Here is a 25,130-nt window from a genome sequence, read left to right as displayed (position 1 = left end):
AATACAATCGGGACAGGTTGTACGGATTATGGAACAGCGATGACCGATCTGAATGATCTCAAGGCCTTCGTCGCCGTGGCGCGAGCCCGGGGCTTTCGCGAAGCCGCGCGCACTTCCGGCACCAGCGCGTCGCGCTTGAGCGACACCGTGCGCCGGCTCGAGGCGCAATTGGGAGTCCGCCTGTTCAACCGGACGACTCGCAGCGTGGCGCTGACCGAGGCGGGCAACGAATTGCTGACGCGGCTGGGACCGGCCTTGACGGAAGTGAACGCCGCGCTGGACGCCGTCAACGGCTTTCGCGACAAGCCGGCGGGCACGCTCAAGCTCAATGTGCCGCTGAGCGCTGCCCGGCTGGTCCTGCCCTCCATTGTTCCGGCTTTCCTGGCGGCTTATCCCGACATCCGCCTTGAGGTGGTGGCCGAAGAGAGCTTTGTCGATGTGCTGGCGGCGGGATGCGATGCCGGCATCCGCTACGACGACCGCCTGGAACTGGACATGATCGCGGTCCCCATCGGCCCGCGCGTGCAGCGCTTTGCCGCTGCCGCCTCTCCGGCTTACCTGGAACGTCGCGGCCGGCCGGAACATCCGCGCGAACTGATTCAGCATGCCTGTCTTCGCGGCCGCTTTCCGAGTGGCTCGATGCCCCCGTGGGAGTTCGAGCGCGAGGGCGAAACGGTGCGGATCGATGGAACCGGGCCGCTGGTTGTGGAGATCGGCGGCGCGGTCGATCTGGCCGTGGAGTCCGCCGTCGCGGGCATAGGCGTGGCGTATCTGTTCGAGGACTGGCTGCGCCCGCAGCTGGACAGCGGGGCGCTGGAACCCGTGCTGGAGGCCTGGTGGCCACGGTTTTCCGGGCCGTTTCTGTACTACTCCGGGCGTCGCCTGGTGCCTTCGCCGCTGAAGGCGCTGATCGACTTCATCAAGACGCCGGCGGGCCAGGCATCGCCGTGACCGGCCCCGCGGGGCGTCGCGCCGCAGGCCGCTTTTCATGCACAATCAGCCTATGAAACTCGACCCCGAAGACCTCGCCAAGATCTCGTCCCTGACCCTGGCCCACTACGAAGAGAACGCGGAGTCGTTCGAGGTCGGCACGCGCGGCCACGATGTCAGCCAGAACATAGCCGCCTTGTTGCGGCATATCGAAGGCGAGCCTCCTTACGACATCCTGGACCTGGGCTGCGGCCCGGGCCGCGACCTGAAGACCTTCGCCGCGCTGGGCCATCGGCCCGTGGGGCTGGACGGCACGCCGCGTTTCGTGGAAATGGCGCGCGCGGCCAGCGGCTGCGAGGTCTGGCGGCAGGACTTTCTGCATCTGGAATTGCCGGCAGGGCGCTTTGACGGCATCTTCGCCAATGCCGTGCTGTTTCATGTGCCGGGACAGGAGTTGCCGCGCGTGCTGCAGGAACTGCGCGCGGCATTGCGGCCGCGCGGGGTGCTGTTCAGTTCGAATCCCCGTGGCGGCAACCAGGAAGGCTGGAATCGCGGACGCTATGGGGCCTACCATGACCTGGAAGGCTGGCAGGCCCTGCTGCGTGAGGCCGGCTTTGAAGAGCTGGAGCATTACTTCCGGCCCCAGGGGCTGCCGCGGGAGCAGCAGCCCTGGCTGGCCAGCGTCTGGCGGCGGGGCGCCTGACGGACGTCAGTGCATCTGGCCGTAGCGCCCGGCGTTGAAGTCCTGGATGGCTTCCACGATTTCCTCTTGCGAGTTCATCACGAAAGGACCATAGCCGACCACCGGCTCATTTATCGGTTCGCCGCTCAGGACCAGGAACACCGCGTCGTTGTTGGCTTCGACGGTGATGTCCTGGCCCTCTTGCGAGAACAGGGCCAGTTGCGCGTCGCGCGCCACCGACTCGCCGTTGACCAGGACCGTGCCGCGCAGCATCACCAGCATGCTGTTGCGGCCCGCGGGGATGGGAAAGGTCGCCGACTTGCCCGCGGCCATGCGCACATCCCAGACGTCCATGGGCGTGAAGGTGCGCGCCGGCCCGGCCTGGCCCGCGTAGTTGCCCGCGATCACCCGCAGCGTGCCCGCGTCGTCCGGCAGCGCGACCACCGGGATGTCCGCGCTGAGGATGCCCTGGTAGCCCGGCGCCGCCTTCTTGTCCTTGGCGGGCAGGTTGACCCAGAGCTGCACCATTTCCAGCTTTCCGCCCGAACGGGTGAACGCATGGGAATGGAACTCCTCGTGCAGGATGCCCGAGGCCGCCGTCATCCATTGCACGTCGCCGGGACCGATGACCCCGCCGTTGCCGGTGGAGTCGCGGTGCTCGACTTCGCCGCTGTAGACGATGGTCACGGTTTCAAAGCCGCGATGCGGATGCTGGCCCACGCCGCGCGGATGGCCGGCAGGCTCGAATTCGGCCGGGCCGGCATAGTCCAGCAGCAGGAACGGGCTGGTGTCCTTGCCTTTGTCGTTGTACGAGAACATGGAGCGCACCGGAAAGCCGTCGCCCACCCAGTGGGGACGGGGGCTGGCATGTAAACCGAGGATCTTCTTCATGATGATGTTTCCTGTTGCGCGGCCCCATCGGGGCCGTTCGTCATAACAATGAAGATAAGGGCGGAACACTGTTGGCGGTAGTACCCGGCACTGATAAGCACTGTTCCATTGATCGGACGATCGCGCCGGGAAGCTGACGGCTGGCCGCTATTGGGGAAGTATGCTCCCGGAATGGAAAACCGCATGGACAGCGCCGGAAGCCGGCGCGACGAACAGGTATGGGGCTTTGCCCCGGTAGCAGCCCCCGGCGCGCGCGTGCTGGTGCTGGGATCCATGCCCGGCGTGGCCTCGCTCAGGCAGGCGCGCTACTACGCCCATCCCCGCAACGCGTTCTGGCCGCTTGCCGGCCGCATATTCGGGTTTGATCCCGGCCTGGACTATCCGGGCCGCCTGCAGGCGCTGCAAGCCTGCGGCGTGGCCCTGTGGGATGTGCTGCAGGCCTGCGAACGTCCGGGCAGCCTGGACGCGGATATCCGCGGCGATACGCTGGTTCCCAACGATTTCCGGGCGTTCCTGAGCGTCCATCCGGGCATCGCCCGGGTTTGCTTCAACGGCGCCAAAGCCGCCGCCTTGTATCGCCGCCACGTCCTGCCCGGCTTGGACGGCATTTCGTTGCAGTATTTCGAGTTGCCTTCCACCAGCCCCGCTCACGCCGCCGCGTCCTTCGACCAGAAGCTCGCGGCCTGGGAGCCGGCGCTGAAGGTCTAGCCCACAGCGGCCTGCGAAGTGCCGGATCTTTCCACGGTTGGCCGACGAATTGGGGTTAACCCGTCCCCCATTGATGGATATCAAGGTTCTATATAACCGCAGGTGATAAGTTAATTCCCGTAACAGTTATATGTTTCGGAGTTTTACTTATGCACACCCCAACCAGCCCCCCGGAAACGCCTCTCCCGGGTAAGCGAGGGTTCCTGAAAGGCCTCCTCGGGCTTGGAGCCGCGGCCACCGTCATTCCCATCCACGCCGAAGCCGCGACCGGCATCAACGGCCAGCCGCCGCGCCGTCCCGGCATCCCCGGCAAGCGCTACGGCATGGTCGTCGACATGCGCAAGTGCATCGGCTGCCAGTCCTGTACGGTCAGCTGTTCCCTTGAAAACCTGCCCCCGATCGGGCAGTTCCGCACCACCGTCCTGCAATACGAAGTCACCCCCGATACCGGCGGCCCCTGCGCCATGGTCATGCTGCCGCGCCTGTGCAATCACTGCGACAAGCCGCCCTGCGTGCCAGTCTGTCCCGTGCAAGCCACCTTCCAGCGGGAAGACGGCATTGTGCTGGTCGACAACGAGCGCTGCGTGGGCTGCGGCTATTGCGTACAGGCCTGTCCCTACGATGCCCGTTTCATCAACCACGAAACCCAGACCGCCGACAAGTGCACGTTCTGTGAACACCGCCTGGAAGCCGGCCTGCTGCCGGCCTGCGTGGAAAGCTGCGTGGGCGGCGCGCGCGTGATCGGCGACATGAATGATCCGGACAGCGCCATCTCCAGGCTGCTCGTCGAACACAAGGCCGACATCAAGGTGCTCAAGCCCGAGATGAAGACCGATCCCCATGTCTATTACATCGGCCTGCCCGATGCGTTCGTGCACCAGGTTGACGGTCAGGCTGGCGTGCGCCTGGCTGGCGGCCACTGAGCCATTGAAGGGGACTCTCATGCAAATCTCTGAATTGCTCACGCCGGTCTACGACGCCGCCTGGTTGCCCTGGGCCGTGCAGTACTTCTTCCTGATCGGCATCAGCGCCACCACCGCGCTGACCGCCGCCTTCGCGGCGTTCGGGCAAGCGGATTCCTCCGCGCGCCGCTTGCTGCCGGCCGCCGTGACGGTGCTGCTGGTCAGCGCCATCGCCGCGCCCGTGTCGCTCCTGGCCGACCTGCACCAGCCCGGCCGCTTCTGGCACTTCTATGCGCATTTCACGCCCTGGTCATGGATGTGGCTGGGCGCCTTGCTGTTGCCGGTGTTCGTGACCCTGTCCTTGTTGTTCTGCGCGGCATGGTGGTGGGGCCGCATGGGCTGGGTGCGCGTGGTGGGCGTGGCGCTTGCCCTGTCCGCGTTGTCCATCCTGGTCTATACGGGCGCCGAGGTGATGGTGCTGCGTTCGCGGCCCCTGTGGCACACCGTTTTTCTGCCGGTGAACTTTGCGCTGACGGCCTGGCTGGGCGCGCTGGGCGCCATGTTCCTGATCGGCCGGTGGCTGCCGGGCGGCATGAAGGCCTTGCCGGTGGACCTGCTGCGCCGCCTGAGCGTGACCGCCGTGGTGCTGATGGCGCTGGGCGCGGGCGCCTGGGCGCTGCTGGGCCTGTTGGGGCTGGATCCGTCGTTCGACGCCGCGTTGCGGCTGTTCGCGGAATTCCCGATCTGGCGCGTCAGCCTGGCCGGCGCCGTGATCACGGCCTTCTGCATCGTCGCGCTGCTGCAGCGCCCGTGGCGGACGCTGGCGGCGCCGCTGCCGTCGGCCGCGCTGGCGCTGACCATGCTGGGTGCCGCGTGGATTTTCCGCTGGGTGGTCTTCATGAGCGTGCAGGGCGTGCCCAAGTATGGCGCGGGACTCTACCTGTATGAAATGCCCTGGGGCAGCGACGGGATGCTGGGCATGGCGGGCGTGCTGGGTTTGTGCGTGGCGCTGATCGCCGCCGTGACCTGGGCGCTGGAGCTGTTCCCGGCCCGCGCGCGCACTGTGGCGGCCTGAGCCGCGACGCAAGACGAAAGAACATGGAAAAGAAAGCAATGGACAAGCAACACGAAGACGACCCGCGCCGCCCGGCGGACGACGGCCCGGAACAGCCTCGCGACGAGGCAAGGCGCAAACTGATGGTGCGTGGCGGCCTGGTGGCCGGCGGCATGGCGGTTTTCGCGGCGGGCTATGGGGAAACCGTGGCCAAGGCCGTCAAGGGCCTGGCTCAGGGCACCGCGGGCGTTCCCACGGCGCATGCCGTGCGCGGCAATTCGCTGGCGCCGGAATTCCGCATCGATCCGCTGACGGGCGTGCTCAGCGCGCAGCCGGGCCAGACCGTCAGCCCTTCGAGCTGTCTGGGCTGCTGGACGCAATGCGGCGTGCGGCTGCGGGTGGACACGAAGGAAAACCGCATCCTGCGCGTGGCCGGCAACCCTTATCATCCGCTGGCCACGACGCGGCCCGCCGCCATGGAGATGCCGGTGCGCGAGGTCTACGCGCAGTTGGGCGGGGACAACGGGCTGGAAGGGCGCGCCACGTCCTGCGCCCGCGGCTCGGCCATGCTGGAACAGATGAACAGCCCGTTCCGCGTGCTGCAGCCCATGAAGCGGGTGGGCGGGCGTGGCGAGGGAAAGTGGCAGACCATCACGTTCGAGCAACTGGTGCAGGAAGTGTGCGAAGGCGGCGACCTGTTCGGCGAAGGCCATGTGGACGGCCTGCGCGCCATCTTCGACCGCGAGACGCTGCTGGATCCCCAGAACCCGGAGTACGGCGCCAAGGTGAACCAGTTCCTGTTCACCGACGCGTCCAACGAGGGGCGCACGCCGCTGATCCAGCGCTTTGCGGCGCAATCCTTCGGCACCGTCAACTTCAGCAACCACGGATCGTATTGCGGACAGAGTTTCCGCGTGGGCGCGGGCGCCGCCCTGGGCGACCTGAAGGGCATGCCGCACGGCAAGCCCGACTGGGACAACGCGCGTTTCGGACTGTTCATCGGCGCGGCGCCGGCGCAGTCCGGCAACCCGTTCCAGCGGCAGGCCCGGCAACTGGCGGAGGCCCGCGTGCGGCCGGAGGAATCCAGCTTCACATATGTGGTGGTGTCGCCCATGCTGCCCGCGTCCTCCAGCCTGTCGGCGGGATCGGGCAATGAGTGGCTGCCCGTCAATCCGGCCGGCGACCTGGCGCTGGCCATGGGCCTGATCCGCTGGATCCTGGACCACGAACGATTCGATGCCCGCATGCTGGCGCAGCCCGGCCCCAATGCCATGAAGGCGGCGGGCGAGGCGGCCTGGGCCAATGCCACGCATCTGGTGGTGGCCGAACCCGGCCATCCGCGCCTGGGCAGTTTCCTGCGCGGCGCCGACATGGGATGGGCGCGTCCGGCCGACGCGGACGAAAAATGGGAGGACGTGTACGTCGTGCGCCTGGAAGACGGCACGCTGGCGCCGCACACGGCGGCTACGCCGGCCGTGCTGTTCGTCGACGACACGATCGCCGCGCCGGGCATGGCGGGCGCGCCCGGGACGCTGCGCGTGCGCTCGTCGCTGACCCTGTTGCGCGAGGAATCGCGCCGCAAGACGCTGGACGAATACGCCGAGCTCTGTGGCGTGCCGGCAGGCAAGATCGCATCGCTGGCCGAGCGATTCACCAGCCATGGCAAGCGCGCCGTGGCCGATGCGCACGGCGGCACCATGAGCGGCTCGGGCTTCTATACCGCCTACGCCATCGCCATGTTGAACACGCTGGTGGGCAACCTGAATGTGGAAGGCGGACTGGTGCTGGACGCCGGGCCGTTCCCGCCCTACGGCGCCGGTCCGCGCTACAACATCGCCGGTTTCGCCAACCGCGCGACGCCCAAGGGCGTGGCGCTGTCGCGCAATCGCTATCCTTACGAGAAGTCCAGCGAGTTCAAGCGCAAGAAGGCGGCGGGCCAGCCCGCGTATCCGGCGGCGGCGCCCTGGTATCCGGCCACGGGCGGCCTCAGTTCGGAGATGCTGGCGTCGGCGCTGGCGGGGTATCCGTACCGCGCCAAGGTCTGGTTCAACCACATGAGCAACCCGGTCTATGGCATTGCCGGACTCAAGAGCGTGGTCCTGGACAAGATGAAGGACCCGCGCATCCTGCCGCTGTCGGTGTCGATCAATCCCTTCATCAACGAGACCAACGCGCTGGCCGACTACATCGTGCCGGACACGGTGACCTACGAGAGCTGGGGCGTGTCGGCGCCGTGGGCCGACGTGGTGGCCAAGGCGTCCACCGTGCGCTGGCCCGCCGTGCAGCCGCGCGTGGCGCGGACGGCCACGAATGAACCCGTGTGCCTGGAAACCTTCCTGATCGCCTGCGCCAAGCGGCTGGGCATGCCGGGGTTCGGCGCCAACGCCATCTCGGACAAGGACGGCGCCAAGTATGCGCTGGACACGCCCGAGGATTTCTTCCTGCGCGGCATGGCCAACATTGCCTTCGCGGCCGGACGGCCCGTGCCCGAGGCGAGCGACGACGACATGGCGCTGACCGGCGTGGACCGCTACGGCGCGTTGCTGCAGCAGAAGCTCAAGCCGGGCGAATGGCGGCAGGTCGCCATGCTGATGAGCCGCGGCGGCCGTTTCGACAAGATGGAGGACGCCTGGGTCGAAAACGGCCAGGCGCGCCACACGCGCGCGGCTTACGTCAAGCCGCTGCACGTCTGGAGCGAGGAGCTGGCGGGCTTTCGCCACGCCATGACGGGCGAGCGCTATAGCGGCTGTCCGACCTGGTATCCGTCGCGCCTGGCGGACGGACGCGATATGCGGGCCGAGTATCCGCGGCAGGACTGGCCGTTCCTGCTCAGTTCGTTCAAGTCCAACCTGATGAGTTCCATGTCGATCGGCGTGAACCGTCTGCGCCAGGTGCATCCGCACAACCCGGTGTCGATCAACCGGCAGGACGGCGAGCGGCTGGGCATCCGCAATGGCGACGCGGTGCGCATCGTGACGCCGGGCGGCGCGGTGACGGGGCTGGCGCTGCTGCGCGACGGCATCCAGCCGGGCGCGCTGGGCATCGAGCACGGCTACGGCCATACCGAGCTGGGCGCCCGCGCGCATATCGTGGACGGCAAGCCCATGCCGCACGATCCGGCGCTGGCGGCGGGCGTCAACCTGAACGACCTGGGGTTTGGCGATGCCACGCGCGGCGAGCACGCCAACGTCTGGATCGACTGGGTATCCGGCGCCGCGGTGCGCCAGGGCCTGCCGGCGCGGATCGAACGCGTCTAGGGGCCGTCCGCGCTAGCGCACGACCGTGTCGGCCACCAGTTCCAGCCCTTCGGCATGGATGCCGACATCGGGCAGCACGCCGCTCAAGTCTCCGGGCTGGGCGGCGGCGCCGCCCGACTGGCTGACGCGGATCTCCACCCGCACCTTGCCGGCCCGCGACAGGGTGGCTTCCGGCGACATGGAGGTGCTGTCGTCCAGCACGAAGGCGCGGGGCAGGTCCGACACCCGCAACCGCAATATGGCCAAGGGCATGCGCGAGCCTTCCACAGGCCGCGCCAGGATGAAGACGGTATCGGTAGGCCGGACCTGATCGCGCAGCGCATCGGCGATGCGGGCGCGGCCGCTGATGCGGGCGGGTGAGGCCGGCGAAGCGGAGGCGCCGGCGGCGGATGCGGAGGCAGCAGGCGCCGCCGGGGGCGGCGTAGCCGGCGCGGCCGGCCCGCCCGCGGCCATGGCGCGCGCCTGGGCGATATTGGACTGGATCTGCCGCGCCGCCTCGGAGTCCGGCGGCAACAGCGTTTGCAAACGTTCCCAATGCACCAGCGCCTCGGCCGCGTCGCCGCGCCGCAGCGCCATCATGCCCGCCAGCGCCAGCGCCTTGGGCTGGTCCGGCTGCGCATCCAGTGCCTGGGCCACCGCTGCGATGGACGCCTCGTCGGGTGTGCCTTGCCTGGCCGAGAGCAAGGCATCGGCCATGTCGGCCAGCACGGCCGGCTGGCCGGGCACCAGGCGCAGCACCTGCTGGTAGGCGGCCACCGCATCGGCGTAGCGGCCCAGCGTTTCATAGGACCGCGCCAGCGTGTACCAGCCGTCGGGGTCGTCGGGCGCGGCGCGCAGGCGCTGGGCCAGCGCATTGATGGCCAGCGCCATGTCATCGGCGGCGTCCGCCGCATGCGGTTCGGCCGAGGGCGCCAAGGCCACGGTGGCCGCGGCGCGGGGATTGCCAAGCTGGCCATACAGGAGCACGGCGGCGACCGGGATCGCCACGCTGAGCAGGCAGGCTGCCGCGATGCCGGCGCGCTGCCCGGTGAGCGGGGCGCCTTGCGGGCGTCGCAGCGCCAGGTCTTGCAGCAGGTCGCGCTGCAGTTCTTCTTCGGCGCGCGCATGCGCTTGCGCGGTCAGGGCGCCATTGCTCAGGTCGCGCCGCAGCTGTTCGCGCTGCGCCAGGTAAAAGGCGCGCACGCTCGCGTCGGAAGCGGTTTCCGCCGCCGGCGCGCGGCGCAGCAGCGGTGGAATCAGGCACAGCAGGGTCGCCAGCAACAGGGCCAGGACGATAAGCCAGAGCGCGGTCATGAGCCGTTATCCAGAAAGCGGGCGGCGCGGGCGCGTTCGTCCGCGGTCAAGGGAGGGCGGGCGCCGGCGCGGCGCTTCAGGGTGCGCACCAGCACCGCGAAACCCAGCGCCAGAAGCGCGAAGGGGCCCAGCCAGAGCAGCCAGGTGATGGGTTTGAAGGGCGGGTCGTAGCGGACGAAATCGCCGTAGCGTTCTTCAAAGAACCGCATGATCTGCGCATCGGTCTTGCCGTCGGCCAACTGGCCCCGGATCAGGTTGCGCATGTCCAGCGCCAGCGGCGCGTTGGACTCGGCCAGCGTCTGGTTCTGGCAGACAAGGCAGCGCAGGCCGTGGGCCAGCTTGTCGGCGCGCTGCTCTTGCGCGGCCGACAGTGCGGGCGGGGCGGGCGGCTGGGCATGGATGGCGGCGCTTGCCAGCAGTGTCATGGCCAGCAGCAGGCAGGAGAGCGGGGCGGACAGCGCTTTCATTGCAGCGACTCGATAACGGGCTGGATGCGGGTGCGCCAGAGTTCCGGCGTGATCAGGCCGAGCTGCTTGTAGCGGATCCGGCCGGCGCCGTCGATCACGAAGGTCTCGGGCACGCCGTAGACGCCGTATTCGATGCCGACGCGGCCATCGACGTCGCTGGCCGACGCGATGTAGGGATTGCCGTTGCGCGCCAGCCAGGCCTGCGCGTCCTCGGGCTTGTCCTTGTAGTTCAGGCCATAGAGCGCAATGCCGTGGCGTTGCGCCGCTTCACGCAGCACCGGCAGCTCTTCCTTGCAGGGGCCGCACCACGATGCCCAAACGTTCAGCAGCCAGACCTGGCCGCGCAGCGACTCCACATCCAGCTTCTGGCCCGGCTCAAGCAGTATGGGCAGGCCGATGGCGGGGGCGGGCTTGTCGATCATGGCCGACGGCACCGCGCGCGGGTCGCGCGACAGGCCCATGGCCAGGAACACGGCCATGACCAGGAAGGCGGCGAGCGGCAGCAGGTAGCGCAGCATCACCAGCCCTCCCGCGTGGCCTGCCGGGCGTCCGGCACGGCGGCGGCGCGCGGGGCGCGCGCCTGCGCTTCCTGCGCGCGGCGGTAGCGCCTGTCGCTGGCGGCCAGCAGGCCGCCCAGCGCCATCAGGATGCAGCCCGACCAGATCCAGGCCATGAAGGGCTTGACCTGGATGCGCACCGTCCAGGCGTTGTCGCCCACGGGTTCGCCCAGCGCCACGAACAGGTCGCGGCTGAATCCGCTGTCGATGTCGGCCTGGCTCAGCGCCATGTCCTGCACGGTGTAGAGGCGCTTTTCCGGGTACAGCGTCACCACCGGCTTGCCGTCGCGGGTGACGGGAAAGACGGCGCGCTGCGCGCTGTAGTTGGGGCCGGTGGCAGGCCCCACGCTGGCAAAGGTGAACTGGTAGCCGCCTGCTTCCTGCGTGGCGCCCAGGTCCAGCCGCAGTTCCTGCTTGACCTCGTAGCCGTTGGCCAGCGTGACGCCGGCGATGAAGACGCCTATGCCGGCATGCGCCAGCAGCATGCCGTACCAGGAGCGCGGCTGGCGCCCCAGCCGGCGCAGCAGGCGGCCGTCGCCGTCCGTCAGGCGCTGCCAGGCATGCGCGGCGGCGCTGGCCACCGACCAGGCGGCCAGCCAGAGACCCAGGATGATCATGGGCGAACCGAAGCGCGACGGTCCGGGCATGGCCAGCGGCGCCAGCACCGCGGTCAGCACGCTGACGGCGAAAGCCACGCGCAGCCGCCGGCCCAGCTCGGGCACCTCGGCCTGTTTCCAGCGGGCCACGGGACCCACTCCCATCAAAAAGATGGCGGGTGTCATCAGCGGCACGAACACGGCCTCGAAGTAGGGCGGTCCGATGGAAATCTTGCCCCATTCCAGGACGTCCAGCACGACCGGGTACAGCGTGCCCAGCAGCACGGAGCCGGCCGCGACGGTCAGCACGACGTTGTTGGACAGCAGCAAGGATTCCCGCGACAGCAGCGAGAATCCGCCGCCCAGCCCCACCGAGGGCGCGCGCCAGGCGTACAACGTCAGCGATCCGCCCACGATCACGGTCATGAAGGCCAGGATGTACAGGCCGCGGCCGGGGTCCACCGCGAAGGCATGGACCGAGGTCAGCACGCCGGAGCGGACCAGGAAGGTGCCCAGGATGCTGAGCGAAAACGTGCAGATGGCCAGCAGCACGGTCCAGCTGCGGAAGGCGCCGCGCCGTTCGGTGACGATCAGCGAATGGATCAGCGCCGTGCCCGCCAGCCAGGGCATGAACGAGGCGTTTTCCACCGGATCCCAGAACCACCATCCGCCCCAGCCCAGCACGTAATAGGCCCAGGCGCTGCCCAGCAGAATGCCGACGGTCAGGAAGGTCCATGCGGCCAGCGTCCAGGGACGGACCCAGCGCGCCCACAGCGCGTCCAGTTCGCCGGACAGGAGGGCCGCGATGGCGAAGGCGAAGGCCACCGAAAAGCCCACATAGCCCATGTACAGCATGGGTGGATGCACGATCATGCCCGGATCCTGCAGTAGCGGGTTCAGGTCGCGGCCGGCCATGGCCGGTGGAATCAGGCGCTCAAAGGGGTTGGACAGGAACAGCAGGAACAGCAGGAACCCCACGCTGATCCAGCCCATCACCGCCAGCACCCGTCCGGCGAAAGGCAGGGGCAGCCGCCGGCTGCACAGCGCCACGGCCAGGGTCCAGGCGGTCAGCAGATACAGCCACAGCAGCAGTGAGCCTTCGTGTCCGCCCCAGACCGCCGCGAAACGGTAGGCGGCGGGCAGGTCCGCATGCGAATTGGCCGCCACGTACAGTACCGAAAAATCGTTGTCCACGAACGACCAGGCCAGGCAGGCGAAGGCCAGGGTCGTCAGGCCGAACTGGCCGATGGCGGCGGGCCGCGCCACGCGCAGCCCCGCCTGCCAGCCGGTGGCCGCGCCGATCAGCGGAAGAATGCCTTGGGCCAGCGCCACCAGCAGCGCCAGGATCAGGCTGAACAGGCCGATCTCGGGAATCATCGGGCCTCCAGCTTCATTGTGTTGGCGGCGCTGGCGCGCTTGACGGCATCCGCCGCCTCGGGCGGCATGTAGTTTTCATCATGCTTGGCCAGGACCTCGGTGGCGCGGAACACGCCGTCGGCGTCCAGCTTGCCGGCCACCACCACGCCCTTGCCTTCGCGGAACAGGTCAGGCAGCAGGCCCTGGTAGGTCACGGGCACGGTATGGGCGGTGTCGGTCACGGCAAAGCGCAGCGTCAGGCCATCGGCCTCGCGCCGCAGCGACCCCTGCTCGACCAGCCCGCCCACGCGGAAGCTGCCGCTGCGGGGCGCTTCGCGGGCCGCGACCTGGGTCGGGCTGAAGAAGAACACCAGATTGGACTGCAGGGCGTTGAGCACCAGCATGGTGGCCAGCGCCAGCAGGGCGAGGCCGCCGCCGATGGCGAGCGCGCGGCGCTTGCGCGGACTCATGGGCGGCTCCCATGGCCGGGCGCGGCGCCTGAACTGCGGCGCCGCGCCGCGCGGCGCCACAGCACCAGCACTTCCCATCCCATCAGCGCCAGCGTCACGCCATAGGCGCCCAGGATGTAGGGGCCGTGGCCTTGCAGGGAGAACAGGGTGTCCCAGCTCATCGCGCCTCCCGCCGCAAGGCGCCCGCCTGCACGGCGCCCGGCTCCCGTTCGGCGATGATGCCGCGCACGCGCGCCAGCGCCACCGCCGCGCTGTACAGCCAGAAGGCGGCCACCATCAGCAGCATGGCGGTCACCATGACGCGCGCCATGCTGGGGGCGGTGGTCAGGTTGATGGATGCGCCCTGGTGCAGGGTGCTCCACCAGCGTACCGAGAAATAGATGATGGGCACGTTGATGACGCCGGCCAGCAGCAGGATCGCGCCGCCCCGGTCCGCCCGCTGGGTGTCGTCGGTGGCGGCCTGCAAGGCCATGAAGCCCAGGTACAGGAAAAGCAGGATCAGTTCCGAGGTGAGCCGGGCGTCCCATACCCACCATGCGCCCCAGGTCGGCTTGCCCCACAGGGCGCCCGTCCACAAGGTCAGGAAGGTGAAGAGCGCGCCCGTGGGCGCCAGCGCGCGCATCATCATGAACGACAGCCGCGTGTGAAAGATCAGGCCCAGCGCGGCGTACCCGGCCATGACCAGGTACAGGAACATCGACATCCAGGCCGCCGCCACATGGATGAACAGAATGCGGTAGACCTCGCCCTGCTGGCTGTCGATGGGCGCCACCACCAGCCCCGCGTACAGGCCGGCGCAGGCGAACAGGGCGGCTCCCACGGCCAGGCAGGGAATCATGCGGCCGGCCAGCGGATAGAACAGCGCGGGCGACGCGTAGCGCAGCCAGCCCGCGCGCGGCGGCGCGGCATGGCGGGAATCGTAGGCGGGGTGGTTTTGCACGGTGCTCCCTTCAGTCCAGCGCCACGCGCAGCGCCGCCGAGGCGCTCCAGGGGCAGAGCAGGATAGCCAGGCACAGGCAGGCGCCCAGCAATGACAGCTGCGGCCCGGCGCCCAGGCCCGCATGCGTGGCCGACACGGCGCCGGCGCCAAAAATCAGCACGGGCACATATAGCGGCAGCACCAGCAACGGCAGCAGGGCTGCGCCGCGCAGGCCCAGCGTCAGCGCCGCGCCCAGCCCGCCCACCAGCGCCAGCGTGGGCGTGCCCAGCAGCAGCGACAGCACCAGAATGCCGATCGCCTGCGGCGACAGGCCGAACTGCAGCGCCAGCACCGGGCTGGCCAGGATCAGGGGCAGGCAGCTGCTGAACCAGTGCGCCGCCAGCTTCACGCCCACCAGCAGGGGCAGCGGATGCGGCGACACCAGCAGCTGTTCCAGCGCGCCGCTGTCATAGTCCTGCGCAAAGGGCCGATGCAGGCTCAGCAGGATACCCAGCAGCGCGCAGACCCACAGCACGCCGGGCCCGATCGCAAGCAGCAGCACCGGATCGGGGCCCACCGCCAGCGGGAACAGGGAGCCCGCGACGATGAAGAACAGCGTGGCGCCCAGCGTGTCCGCCGGTCGCCTCCAGGCCAGCCGGACTTCACGCAGCGCTAACTGAGACAGCGTAGCCAGCATCCGCGTAGTCATCCATGTTCAGGGTTTGGGTGCGCGCGGCGGGCGTGCCCGGCATCCGGTGCGAGGCGACGACGGCGGCGCCACCCATCGTCAGGTGCGCGTCCAGCGCCTGGCGCAATTGGTCCAGGCTGGCCGCGTCCAGGCCGGCGTCGGGCTCGTCCAGCAGCCACAGCGGCTTGGCGCCCAGCACCACGGCGGCCAGCGCCAACCGGCGGCTCTGGCCCTGGGACAGGCGGGCGGCGGGCATGTGCAGGCAGGCGCCCAGGCGCCAGGTCCGCAGGCCGGCGGCGATGGCCTCGTCGCCTTGCGGCGTGCCGGCCACGTGCAGGGCGCAGCGCAGGTTTTCCAGCGCGCTCAGCTCGCCGCACAGGCCGTTGCCGTGCCCCAGATACGCGGTGCGCGCGAAGTACGAGGACGGGTCGCGACGGATGTCGCTTCCCCGGCTATGCACGGCGCCGCGGAGCGGCCGCAGCAGGCCGGCCAGCATGCGCAGCAGGCTGGTCTTGCCGCTGCCGTTGGCGCCCTGCACGTGCAGGAGCTGGCCGGCGTGCAGGTCGAGGTCGATCGGCCCCAGGCCGTCGGGGCCGCCGCGCCGGCAAGTCAGCTCGCACGCGGAGAGCAGCGGCGGCGGCGCGTCAGCGGGGCGCATGCGCCACTTCCTTGGGCGCCCCGCTGGCGGGCGCCGCATCGGAGACCGAACCCGGCGGGATGTTCGGCAGGGTGTGGGCGATGCCCTTGTGGCAGTCGATGCAGGTCTTGGTCCTGTCGGCCAGGTAGGTCGAATGCATGTTCTGCGCGCGCACGCTCTGGCGCGTGAAGTCCATGTATTGGTAGTTGTGGCAGTTGCGGCATTCCAGCGAGTCGTTCGCCTTGAACCGCGCCCATTCGTGCTTGGCCAGTTCCAGCCGCTTGTCCACGAATTTCTCGCGCGTGCTGATGGTGCCGAAGATCTTGCCCCAGACTTCCTTGGAAGCCTGCATCTTGCGCGCGATCTTGTCTGTCCAGTTGTGCGGCACGTGGCAGTCCGAGCACAGCGCGCGCACGCCCGATCGGTTGGTGAAGTGGATGGTGCCCTTGAGTTCCGAATAGACGTTGTCGCGCATTTCATGGCAGCCGGTACAGAACTGCTCGGTGTTGGTGAGCTCCATGGCCGTATTGAATGCTCCCCAGAACAGGATGCCGCCCACGAAGCCGCCGACCGTCAGGAACCCCAGGCTGAAATGCACGCTGGGCCGGCGGATGATGGCCCAGTAACGCTTAAGGAGTTTGCGCATGGCTAGGTATCCTGTTCAGCGTTTTTCCGCAGGGGTTGCCGTGAGCCGTTTCAGGATGGTGTCGATATCCTGGAAGTTGTTCGCGACCGGCGGCTTGGCCTCGGTTTGCGTGACATGGCACTGCAGGCAGAAGTAGCGGCGCGGGGATACCTCCGCCAGGACGTTGCTGTCGCGGTCCATGTAGTGCGTCACGCTCAGCGGCACGGCCTGGGTCTGCTCGGTGTTGACGCGGGCGTGACAGGCCAGGCAGCGGTTGAAGTTCTTGTCGATCTGATAGCCATCGATCTTGTGCGGAATGGTCGGCGGCTGCATCGAGTAGGTGCGCATGCGCCGCACATCCCGGTTTTCGACCGGGCTCATCAGGGGCGGGGTGGCCGATTCCGTCAGGGGCGTGGGGCCCCTCAACGGATCCACCATCATGTCGGGAGGCGCCGCCCAGGCGCTTGCACCCAGCAGGACGACCATTGCAATCGCAGCAGTGCGAATTTTCATGAGAGTCTCCGTCGGGCCCGTCAAGCCTTGGTGATCTTGACCGCGCACTTCTTGAAATCGGTCTGGAACGAGATCGGGTCGGTGGCGTCGAGCGTGACCTTGTTGATCAATTGTCCGGCATCGAACCAGGGGACGAACACCAGTCCCCGCGGCGGCTTGTTGCGCCCGCGTGTTTCCAGGCGGGTCTGCATCTTGCCGCGGCGAGATGCGATCTCCACCAGCGAGCCGCGCCGCAGGCCCATGGCCTGGGCGTCATCGGGGTGCATGAAACAGACCGCATCGGGAAAGGCCCGGTACAGCTCGGGCACGCGCCGCGTCATCGATCCCGAGTGCCAGTGTTCCAGGATCCGCCCGGTGGACAGCCAGAACGGATATTCCTGGTCCGGCTCCTCCGGAGGCGGCTCGTAGGGCAGGGCATAGATATTGGCCTTGCCGTCCGGATTGCCGTAGAAATTGAAGCCTGAACCGACCCGCACGTAGGGGTCGGCCTTCTCCCGGTAGCGCCAGCGGGTCTCGACCCCGTCCACGACGGGCCAGCGCAGGCCGCGCACCTGGTGGTAGGTGTCGAAGGGGGCCAGGTCATGGCCATGGCCGCGGCCGAACTCGGCGTACTCCTCGAACAGGCCTTTTTGCGGGTAGAACCCAAACGCCTTGCCCTCATCGTTGGCGTACTCGGGGTCCTGGTCGGAATTCGGGAATTTGTTCACCTTGCCGTTTTCGAACAGCACCTGGAACAGGGTCTTGCCCCGCAGCTCCGGTTTCTTGGCCAGGAGGTCCGCGGGCCAGACCTCGTCGGTGGTGAAACGCTTGGAGAACTCCATCAGCTGCCACAGGTCCGAACGCGCACCGGTGGGGGCGTTGACCAGCTGGTGCCAGAACTGCGTGCGGCGTTCGGCGTTGCCGTAAGCGCCTTCCTTTTCGACCCACATGGCCGTGGGCAGCACCAGATCGGCGGAGATGGTGGTCACCGTTGGATAGGCATCGGACACCACGATGAAGTTCGCGGGGTTGCGATAGCCCGGCAAGCCTTCATTCATCATGTTGGCCGCCGCCTGCATATTGTTGTTCACCATCACCCAATAGGCATTGATGGTGCCGTCCTTGAGCATGCGGTTCTGCAGTACCGCGTGCGCTCCCACTTTCTCGGGGACGGTGCCTTCGGGCAAGCCCCAGATGGCTTCGGCGCGAGCCCGGTGCTCCGGGTTGGTCACGACCAGGTCGGCGGGAAGGCGATGCGAGAACGTGCCGACCTCGCGCGCGGTGCCACAGGCCGACGGCTGGCCCGTCAGTGAAAACGGGCTGTTGCCAGGCGTGGCTATCTTGCCGGTCAGCAGGTGGATGTTGTAGACCATGTTGTTGGCCCACACACCGCGCGTGTGCTGGTTGAACCCCATGGTCCAGAACGACATGACGCGTATCTTCGGATCGGCGTACAGCTCGGCCAGCGCTTCCAGGTTCCTGGCGGGCACGCCGGTCAGCTTGGCGGTGTATTCCAGGTCGTACTTGGAGACGAACTTCACAAAATCGTCGTAGGTGATGGGGCGCGAGCCGCCAGCGTTGTTGGCGTTCTTTGCCGCTTTCTGCAAGGGGTGTTCCGGACGCAGGCCATAGCCGATGTCGGTATTGCCTTCCAGGAACTTGGTGTGCTTGTCGACGAACTCGCGGTTGACGCGCTTGGTCTTGATGATGTGGTGGGCGATGTAGTTCAGGATCGCCAGGTCGCTTTGCGGGGTGAAGGTCAGCGACAGGTCGGCCAGTTCGTACGAGCGGTTTTCAAAGGTTGAAAGCACCACCACCTTGGTGTTGGGCGTGCTCAGTCGCCTGTCGGTCACCCGGGTCCAGAGGATGGGGTGCATTTCAGCCATGTTCGCGCCCCACAGCACGAAGGCATCGGCGCTTTCGATATCGTCGTAGCAGCCCATGGGCTCGTCGGCGCCGAAGGTGCGGATGAAGCCCACCGCCGCCGAAGCCATGCAATGCCGCGCATTGGGGTCCAGGTTGTTGCTGCGGAATCCGGCCTTCATGAGCTTCAGGGCGGCATAGCCTTCCCAGATGGTCCATTGGCCGGAGCCGAACATGCCTACCGCCGTGGGTCCCTTTTCCTTCAGCACGCGCTTGAATTGCTCGGCCATGACGTCAAAGGCCTGGTCCCAGGACACCGCCGCGAATTCCCCGTCCTTGGCGTACTTGCCGTCCTTCATGCGCAGCAGCGGGGTGGTCAGCCTGTCGTTGCCGTACATGATCTTCGACAGGAAATAGCCTTTGACGCAGTTCAGGCCGCGGTTGACCTCGGCGTTGAAGTCTCCGTGCGTGGCGACAACCTGGTTGTCCTTCACGGCGACGTTCACGCCGCAGCCGGTCCCGCAGAACCTACAGGGCGCCTTGGACCATTTCAGCTTGGCGGCCTCGGAGTCGGTCACGATGTTCTGCGTGTAGCCGACGATGGGGATGCCCGCCACGGTGGCGGCAGCGGCGGCGGCGGATTGCTTGATGAAGTCTCTACGAGCCATGGACATCGTCAATCTCCTCATTCATCGCGGCAAGCGTATCGGAATGCTGGTAGACCAGCGCCGACGCCAGCACGCCATCCAGGCGCTGGATCTCGGAGATCCGGGCCATCATGTCATCGGTGGAGAGGGCTTCCAGGGTGACCACCAGCTTGCCGGTGTCGGAAGCGCCGTGGATTTCCGCGCCTGCAATCCCAAGAATGGCCTGGCGGATGCCGGCCAGGCGCCGGGGCGCGGCATGCACCACCATGCTGGTGATATGCAGTTCCGCCGGCGCGGCTGGGGGCGTCAAGGGAGGGGGCGCGGACATGGAAGGGGTTCCGTCGCGTCGCATCAGCTGCCCGGGGGGCCGGCGATAAGCTGATAGAACCAGACCGCGAAACCATAGCCCGCCACGATGATGACCGTTAACACGGGGGCCATGACTGCCGTCAGGAACAGGAAACTTCGAAGTTCCTGAGACTTTGTGTAGCCATCAGACTCGTTTTGCACACACCACCTCGCTACAGACGTTGGGGTATTGCGTTTAACGTGCGGATGTCGAAGTTTGTAGCAGATGGCTTTGCGCCGCGTCAATGTTGCAACACAGCGAAATAAATCAGCGGCGGCGCTATATACAAAGGTGCCTGACGCGTCGCCGGTCGGTTGTCCGGCATGCGTCAGGCACCTTGTTCTTTCTGCCCGGGAAGGGCGCGCCGCGAAGAGCTTGCTAGGCGATAGCCCCATAGATGCGGCGCGCGTCGGCGGCCGTGGCCAGCGGGCGGCCCAGCGCCCGCGCGCCTTGCGCCGCCTGCTGCACCAGCGCTGCGTTATCGGGGGCGATCCCGCCGTCGCGCAGCTTCAGGTTGTTCTCGAAGCCCACCCGCATATGGCCTCCGAACGCCGCGGCGGTCGTGACGCAGGCGTTCTCCTCGGGACCGAAGGCGCAGATGGCCCAGGGCAGGGAATGGTCGTACGCCGCCAGGAAGGGCAGCAGGTCATACGCCGACGAGGTCTGGCCCGCGCTGTAGCGGCCCAGCACGAACAGCACCGACCAGGCGCCGGGCGGCACCAGCCCGCGCGCGCGCAGCGACAGCCAGCGCCGCACGTCGGCCTCGTCGTACAGGATGATCTGCGTCATGATGCGCCGGTCGGCCAGCCAGGCCAGGAAGCCGGCCAGCTCCGCTTCCGGAATGTCGGGAACCGCGATTTCGCGCAGTCCGATGGACACGGCTTCGGGCTGCAGTTCGCGCACCAGCGCAATCTGCTCGGCGGCCCGGTACACGCCCGCGGCTTCGCTGGTTACTTGCACCAGCAGCTCGTCGCCGACCGCGCGTTGCACGGCGGCCAGCGCGTCCCGGTAGGCCTGCGCGTCCAGCAGATGGCTGCCATCGGGCTTGCGCACGTGCATGTGCATCATGGCGGCGCCGGCCTCCAGGCAGGCGCGGGCTTCCAGCGCCAGCGCGTCGGGGGTCATAGGCACGGCCGGATGGTCGGCGGCCTTCTTGTACGCGCCGTTGGGCGCCACGGTGATGATGACGGGGGAGTCGGCCAGCGCGGCGCGCGGCAGGGCGGGGGTATTCAAGGCTGGATCTCCGGCAGTTCGGGGGCGATCAGGTCCAGGCCCGCGCGCAGCAGCCTGTCGTAGCGGGCGCGTTCGGCCGCGATGGTCTCCGGCGTCCAGTCGTAGAAGCCCGCGCCGGACTTCATGCCGTGGCGTCCGTCGGCGGCGCGCTCGGTCAGGCAGCGCGCGGGGTGGTCGGCATTGCAGAAGGTCGGGTACATCGTGGCGCCGGCCGCCGCGTGGACATCAATGCCGGCGTGGTCGCGCTGCATGACGGGGCCCGCGGCCAGAAAGCGGAAACCGAAGCCGAAGCGGACGGCGGCGTCCACGTCTTCCGGCGATGCGATGCCCCGGTCGATCAGGTCGAACGCCTCGCGCGACAGTGCGTGCTGCAGGCGATTGGCCAGGAAGCCCGGCAGGTCTTGCTTGACCTTCACGGGCACGCTGCCGCAGCGCCGCATGAATGCGATCAGCGAATCCGCGCAGGCATTGTCGCTGGCCTCGCCCAGCACCACTTCCACCAGCGGCACCAGGTGGGCGGGCATGAAGAAGTGCAGGCCCAGCATGCGGCCCCGCGTGTCCAGGCCCTGGCTGATCGCGCTGATCGGAAAGCTGGAGCTGTTGCTGGCCAGGATGGCGTCCGGCCGGGCGCGCCGCGCCAGGTCCGCAAACAGCGACTGCTTGATGTCCAGGCGCTCGGGAATGCACTCGATCACCAGGTCCACGGTGGACCAGTCCACCTCATCCAGCGAGGGCGCGGTGGCCAGCAGCGCTGCGTTCGCTTCGCGCCCGATGGTCTTCAGGTTCTCCGCGACGCGGGCCGGCAGACCCGCCGCGCGCTCGGCGTTCGACTCGATCACCGTCGTGCGGCAGGCCGCACGGGTCAACACCACGGCCACGTCGGCGCCCATCGTGCCGCCGCCCACCACCACCGCATGCGCCGCGCCCGGATTGGGCAGCGCTTTCGCGTCCGTCTGCATGGTTCGCTCCTTAATCTGAAACTACGCTGGGGGCGAGTGTAGAGAAGCCCAGTTGATTGATGAATCAGAATTTTTGGATAGAATGATCTAAAAATCAGATCAATGTGGTTGGGGACAAAACATGCAGATCAACCTCTCGATGCGCGACATCGACACCACGCTGGTGCTGGGCCGCACGCTCAATTTCCGTCAGGCGGCCGGGCAGCTGCACCTGTCGCAATCGGCGCTGTCCACGCAGATCCAGCGCATCGAGGATGCGCTGGGCGTGCGCCTGTTCGACCGCACCACGCGCACGGTACGGCTGACGGCGGCCGGCGAGGTCTTCCTGCAGCAGGCCGCGACCCTGCAGGCGGCGTTCCGCGAAGCCATTGCCGCGGTCAGCGGCATCACCAGCGCGGAGCACGGCCAGGTCTCGGTGGCGGCGCTGCCGTCGCTGGCCGCCCGGTTGCTGCCGCGCGTGCTCATGGCCTACCGCCAGGCGCATCCCCAGGTGGCCCTGAAGGTGCGCGACACGCTGTCGGGACCGGCCTTTGACCTGGTGCGCGCGGGCGAGGTCGACTTCGCCCTGACCGCGGCCGATCCCCAGCATGCCGACCTGCACTATGTGCCGCTGATGTCCGACAGCTTCATCCTGCTGATTCCCGAGGCCCATCCGCTTGCGCGCGCGAAGGGCCCGCTGCGCTGGGCCGATACCGCCACGGCGGAACATGTGTCCATGGTGCAGCCCAGCAGCGTGCGCCAATACACGGAATGGGCGTTCCTGCAGAACCGCATCCGCTTCACCCCGGCCTTTGAAGCCGAACACCTGACCACCATCGTGGCCATGGTGGAGTGCGGCTTCGGGGTCGCGGCGCTGCCGGAGATCGCGGCCAGCGCGGTGGCGCAAAACGGCATCGTGCAGCGGCCCTTGACCGGCCCGGTGGCGGAACGGTCCATCGGCCTGGTGACGGCGCGCAACCGCAGCCTGTCGCCCGCCGCGATGGCCCTGGTGCAGACCTTGCGGGATTACCTGGCGGCCCAGGCGAAGTAAGGCGCGCTCAGAAGTCGATCTGCGCCGACAGGAGTACGGTGCGCGGCGCGGCGACGGTGGCGTAGGCGCCGCTGGCCAGCCAGTAGTCCTTGTTGAACAGGTTCTCGATGTTGGCGCGGAACACCACCGCGCGGCCCAGGATCTGGGCGCTGTACCGCGCGCCGATGTCGTAGCGGGTCCACGAGGGCAGCGTCAGCGTGTTGGCGGCGTTGAAGTAGGACGCCGAGGTGTGGATCACCCGGGCATTCAGGCTCAGTCCGCGCACCCACGGCGTATCCCAGTCGACACCCAGGTTGAAGGTGTGCCTGGGCACGCCGTTGGCGTCATTGCCGTCGTTCGCGCCGCCCTCGGTACGGGTCAGCGTGGCGTCATAGAACGTGGCGCTGGCCATCAGGCGCAGGCCGGGCATTGCTTCGCCATAGGCCGCCAGTTCCAGGCCGCGGTTGCGCTGCTCGCCGTCAAAGCCGTAGATGTTGCTGGCCGGATCCGTCATGGCGTTGGGGCGCGTGATCTGGAAGACCGAGACGCTGCTGATGACCTGGCCCCAATCGGCCTTGACGCCGGCCTCGTACTGCCTGGACTTGTAGGGTGCGAAAACCTGTCCGGCATTGGCGGCGGTGGCGGGGGCCATGCCGCCGCGGGTCAGGCCCGAGGTGAAGTTGCCGTACACGGACACGTTGGACAGGGGCTTGAACACGATGCCGGCTACTGGCGAGATGGCGCTTTCGTCATAGGACGAGTCATGTTCGCCCGTGGCGGTGGAGTAGTTGTCCAGCGCCACGCGCTGCTGGCGCAGGCCGGCGGTGATCAGAAGACGGTCGTCGGCGAACGACAGGGTATCGGCCAGCGTGTAGCTGGACAGTTCCGTTTCCGAGGCCTTGCTGGGCGAGGCGCGCCGGGCCGTGATCTCGGGCAGCGGCGCCGGGCGGAAAATGTTGGAAGGGACCGAGGTGCCCGAAGTCACGTAGGCGTTGCCGGCTTCCTGGTCCAGGCGCGTGGCGCCCAGCGTCAACGTGTGCCTGACTCCCCAGGTGTCAAAGCGCGCGCGCACGCCGATGTCACCCGTCCAGGTGCGCGAGTACGAGTCGTAATAGGCATTCGTCACCGTGAAGTCGCCCAGCTCGTCCGCCGGGCCCGACGGGAATGTCTGGCCCGCCGTGCCGTAGCGGTAGCCGGCCGCGCCGTAGACGGTGAGATGGTCGCTGATGTCGTATTCGAGCCGCGTGGCGAGGGTCGAGTCGTCAAGCTTGAGGCGGGTGCCGGGGTAGAAATTCCGACGGCCCGAGGGTGGCGGCGGCAGCGACGCCGCCGACGGCTGGAAGCCGATCTGGGGCCGGAAATTGTCGGTGTCTTCGTGCTGGGTGTAGGCATCCAGCGACCAGCGCAGCGCTGCTCCGCGGTAATCCAGGGCCAGCGCGCCCAGCGCTTGCTCCTGCCTGCCGTCGTCGATGGTCGTGTCGCCATTGCGGTATACGCCATTGACGCGGATCCCCCATTCCTGGTTTGCGCCCCAGCGGCGGCCCATGTCGAGCTGGCCGCCGAGCTGCGCCTTGCTCTGGTACGTGGGGGTCAGGCGGGTCAGGGGTTCGTCGCCTGCGCGCTTGGTCACCACGTTGATGCCGCCGCCGATGCTGCCGCCGGGGCCGATGCCGTTCATCAGCGTGCCCGGTCCCTTCAGGACTTCCACGCGTTCCATGATGGCCGCGTGCATCCGGCTGGCCGAGGCCAGGCCATACAGGCCATTCAGGCCGACGTCGCCGCTGGCCACCATATAGCCTCGGATCTGGAAGTCTTCACCGAAGCCGCCGCTGGAGGTCAGCGTACGCACCGAGGACTCGTTGATCACCACGTCCGCCAGTGTGCGCGCCTGCTGGTTTTCCAGCATTTCGACCGTGTAGTTGGTGGTGCTGAATGGCACATCCATGGCATCCGCGGCGCCCAGCACGCCCAGGCCTCCGCCGCGGGCGATCTGGCCGCCCGCGTACGGCGCGGGCAGGCCGGGATCGGCCGCGGCGGCGGTCACTGTCACGGCGGGCAATTGCATCGTGCCGATAGCCGGGCTGGCGGGCCGGTCCAGGACAAAGCTGGCACTGGATTGCTGCAGCACCCGGATACCGGTGCCGGCGAGCAGGGCATCGAGTCCGCCGCGCACATCGTGGCTTCCCCGCAGCCCATTGCTTTGCAGCCCGGCGGTGACTTCGGGCTTGAACGACAGCACGATGCCGGCCGCGCGTCCGTAGCGGCCCAGCACGTCCTCAAGCGTTCCCGCCGGAATGTCGTAGGCGCGTGCCTGGACGGCCTGCGCGTGCGCGGCGGCCGGCAGCGCCAGGCCGGGCGCCACGAACAGGGCCCCGATGGCGATGCGTCCCGCCAGGTGCACAGATGCCGTGCACCGCGGGAATTGGGGAGACGGGCGCCTGGGCGCCCGGACGGGATTCATGTGCTGGCCTTTCGATGGGTAGATGAGAATTTCGAGGTCTCACCTGCCATGACCCGCGGAAAACCAAAACGGATCAGTTTCAAGG

25 protein-coding genes are annotated in these 25,130 nt (G+C 68.0%); 7 read left to right on the top strand and 18 right to left on the bottom strand.

From position 1 onward, the window contains the following. The first annotated feature begins 39 nt into the window (after nt 1–39). Together HLG70_RS11515 and HLG70_RS11510 are read left to right on the top strand one after the other, a co-directional pair. Entirely contained in the window at nt 40–951 is a 912-nt protein-coding gene (locus HLG70_RS11515) for a LysR family transcriptional regulator (protein WP_171664528.1), read from the top strand. A 52-nt stretch (nt 952–1,003) separates the two neighbouring features. Beyond that, nucleotides 1,004–1,633, top strand: coding sequence for a class I SAM-dependent DNA methyltransferase (locus HLG70_RS11510; protein WP_171664527.1), 630 nt, complete (start codon nt 1,004–1,006; stop codon nt 1,631–1,633). A 6-nt stretch (nt 1,634–1,639) separates the two neighbouring features. On the opposite strand, the gene HLG70_RS11505 is transcribed toward HLG70_RS11510, so the two are convergent. Continuing rightward, a complete protein-coding gene (locus HLG70_RS11505; RefSeq protein ID WP_171664526.1) occupies nt 1,640–2,503 on the bottom strand; it encodes a pirin family protein in 864 nt (287 codons plus the stop codon). Between the two features lie 183 nt (nt 2,504–2,686). Here HLG70_RS11505 and HLG70_RS11500 point away from each other — a divergent pair, with 183 nt between their 5' ends. The 4 genes from HLG70_RS11500 (at nt 2,687) to HLG70_RS11485 (ending at nt 8,424) form a co-directional block, all read left to right on the top strand. Further along, a complete protein-coding gene (locus tag HLG70_RS11500; protein WP_234103067.1) occupies nt 2,687–3,211 on the top strand; it encodes a DNA-deoxyinosine glycosylase in 525 nt (174 codons plus the stop codon). Between the two features lie 149 nt (nt 3,212–3,360). Beyond that, entirely contained in the window at nt 3,361–4,134 is a 774-nt protein-coding gene (gene dsrO, locus HLG70_RS11495) for a sulfate reduction electron transfer complex DsrMKJOP subunit DsrO (RefSeq protein ID WP_171664524.1), read from the top strand. Between the two features lie 19 nt (nt 4,135–4,153). Next, nucleotides 4,154–5,188 (top strand): NrfD/PsrC family molybdoenzyme membrane anchor subunit, encoded by a 1,035-nt coding sequence (gene nrfD / locus HLG70_RS11490; protein WP_171664523.1) that lies wholly within the window; start codon nt 4,154–4,156, stop codon nt 5,186–5,188. A gap of 38 nt (nt 5,189–5,226) precedes the next feature. Then, nucleotides 5,227–8,424, top strand: a complete 3,198-nt coding sequence (locus HLG70_RS11485) for a tetrathionate reductase subunit A (RefSeq protein ID WP_171664676.1) — start codon at nt 5,227–5,229, stop codon at nt 8,422–8,424. Between the two features lie 12 nt (nt 8,425–8,436). On the opposite strand, the gene ccmI is transcribed toward HLG70_RS11485, so the two are convergent. From ccmI to HLG70_RS11405, 16 genes are all read right to left on the bottom strand, one after another. Then, nucleotides 8,437–9,717, bottom strand: a complete 1,281-nt coding sequence (gene ccmI, locus HLG70_RS11480) for a c-type cytochrome biogenesis protein CcmI (RefSeq protein WP_171664522.1) — start codon at nt 9,715–9,717, stop codon at nt 8,437–8,439. Then, nucleotides 9,714–10,142 carry a cytochrome c-type biogenesis protein gene (locus tag HLG70_RS11475; protein ID WP_419144817.1) on the bottom strand — a complete coding sequence of 143 codons (429 nt, stop codon included), beginning with the start codon at nt 10,140–10,142 and terminating at the stop codon, nt 9,714–9,716. The genes ccmI and HLG70_RS11475 overlap by 4 nt, the downstream gene beginning before the upstream one ends. Nucleotides 10,143–10,180: 38 nt before the next feature. Further along, the gene (locus tag HLG70_RS11470; protein WP_171664520.1) at nt 10,181–10,702 is read right to left on the bottom strand and encodes a DsbE family thiol:disulfide interchange protein; all 522 of its coding nucleotides are present in this window, start codon (nt 10,700–10,702) and stop codon (nt 10,181–10,183) included. Beyond that, nucleotides 10,702–12,714, bottom strand: a complete 2,013-nt coding sequence (locus HLG70_RS11465) for a heme lyase CcmF/NrfE family subunit (RefSeq protein ID WP_171664519.1) — start codon at nt 12,712–12,714, stop codon at nt 10,702–10,704. Before HLG70_RS11465 ends, HLG70_RS11470 begins: the two co-directional genes overlap by 1 nt. Next, nucleotides 12,711–13,163, bottom strand: coding sequence for a cytochrome c maturation protein CcmE (ccmE, locus tag HLG70_RS11460; protein ID WP_171664518.1), 453 nt, complete (start codon nt 13,161–13,163; stop codon nt 12,711–12,713). The genes HLG70_RS11465 and ccmE overlap by 4 nt, the downstream gene beginning before the upstream one ends. After that, entirely contained in the window at nt 13,160–13,324 is a 165-nt protein-coding gene (gene ccmD, locus HLG70_RS11455) for a heme exporter protein CcmD (RefSeq protein WP_171664517.1), read from the bottom strand. Before ccmD ends, ccmE begins: the two co-directional genes overlap by 4 nt. After that, the gene (gene ccmC, locus HLG70_RS11450; protein ID WP_171664516.1) at nt 13,321–14,103 is read right to left on the bottom strand and encodes a heme ABC transporter permease CcmC; all 783 of its coding nucleotides are present in this window, start codon (nt 14,101–14,103) and stop codon (nt 13,321–13,323) included. Before ccmC ends, ccmD begins: the two co-directional genes overlap by 4 nt. Nucleotides 14,104–14,113: 10 nt before the next feature. Continuing rightward, nucleotides 14,114–14,779 carry a heme exporter protein CcmB gene (ccmB, locus tag HLG70_RS11445; protein WP_171664675.1) on the bottom strand — a complete coding sequence of 222 codons (666 nt, stop codon included), beginning with the start codon at nt 14,777–14,779 and terminating at the stop codon, nt 14,114–14,116. Continuing rightward, nucleotides 14,745–15,428, bottom strand: coding sequence for a heme ABC exporter ATP-binding protein CcmA (gene ccmA, locus HLG70_RS11440; RefSeq protein ID WP_171664515.1), 684 nt, complete (start codon nt 15,426–15,428; stop codon nt 14,745–14,747). Before ccmA ends, ccmB begins: the two co-directional genes overlap by 35 nt. Further along, complete coding sequence (locus tag HLG70_RS11435) at nt 15,415–16,053, bottom strand: cytochrome c3 family protein (RefSeq protein WP_171664514.1); 639 nt, start codon at nt 16,051–16,053, stop codon at nt 15,415–15,417. Before HLG70_RS11435 ends, ccmA begins: the two co-directional genes overlap by 14 nt. Before the next feature lie 15 nt (nt 16,054–16,068). Beyond that, on the bottom strand, nt 16,069–16,545 hold the full coding sequence (locus tag HLG70_RS11430; RefSeq protein WP_171664513.1) for a nitrate reductase cytochrome c-type subunit: 477 nt from the start codon (nt 16,543–16,545) through the stop codon (nt 16,069–16,071). Between the two features lie 20 nt (nt 16,546–16,565). Then, entirely contained in the window at nt 16,566–19,061 is a 2,496-nt protein-coding gene (gene napA, locus HLG70_RS11425; RefSeq protein ID WP_171664512.1) for a periplasmic nitrate reductase subunit alpha, read from the bottom strand. Beyond that, nucleotides 19,045–19,362, bottom strand: a complete 318-nt coding sequence (locus HLG70_RS11420; RefSeq protein ID WP_171664511.1) for a chaperone NapD — start codon at nt 19,360–19,362, stop codon at nt 19,045–19,047. Before HLG70_RS11420 ends, napA begins: the two co-directional genes overlap by 17 nt. Nucleotides 19,363–19,385: 23 nt before the next feature. Then, nucleotides 19,386–19,544, bottom strand: coding sequence for a periplasmic nitrate reductase, NapE protein (gene napE / locus HLG70_RS11415; protein ID WP_171664510.1), 159 nt, complete (start codon nt 19,542–19,544; stop codon nt 19,386–19,388). 217 nt (nt 19,545–19,761) lie between these two features. Further along, nucleotides 19,762–20,616 carry a 3-keto-5-aminohexanoate cleavage protein gene (locus HLG70_RS11410; RefSeq protein WP_171664509.1) on the bottom strand — a complete coding sequence of 285 codons (855 nt, stop codon included), beginning with the start codon at nt 20,614–20,616 and terminating at the stop codon, nt 19,762–19,764. After that, complete coding sequence (locus tag HLG70_RS11405) at nt 20,613–21,575, bottom strand: 3-hydroxyacyl-CoA dehydrogenase family protein (RefSeq protein ID WP_171664508.1); 963 nt, start codon at nt 21,573–21,575, stop codon at nt 20,613–20,615. The genes HLG70_RS11410 and HLG70_RS11405 overlap by 4 nt, the downstream gene beginning before the upstream one ends. Nucleotides 21,576–21,696: 121 nt before the next feature. Here HLG70_RS11405 and HLG70_RS11400 point away from each other — a divergent pair, with 121 nt between their 5' ends. Continuing rightward, nucleotides 21,697–22,605, top strand: coding sequence for a LysR family transcriptional regulator (locus HLG70_RS11400; RefSeq protein WP_171664507.1), 909 nt, complete (start codon nt 21,697–21,699; stop codon nt 22,603–22,605). A gap of 7 nt (nt 22,606–22,612) precedes the next feature. Here HLG70_RS11400 and HLG70_RS11395 read toward each other — a convergent pair whose 3' ends face one another. Further along, complete coding sequence (locus tag HLG70_RS11395) at nt 22,613–25,045, bottom strand: TonB-dependent siderophore receptor (protein WP_419144766.1); 2,433 nt, start codon at nt 25,043–25,045, stop codon at nt 22,613–22,615. Between the last annotated feature and the right edge of the window lie 85 nt (nt 25,046–25,130).

It is taken from the genome of Achromobacter deleyi (assembly GCF_013116765.2).
Taxonomy (GTDB): Bacteria; Pseudomonadota; Gammaproteobacteria; order Burkholderiales; family Burkholderiaceae_B; genus Achromobacter; species Achromobacter deleyi_A.
The sequence above is the reverse complement of the archived record's forward strand: the minus strand, read 5'-3'. Positions and strand labels throughout refer to the sequence as shown.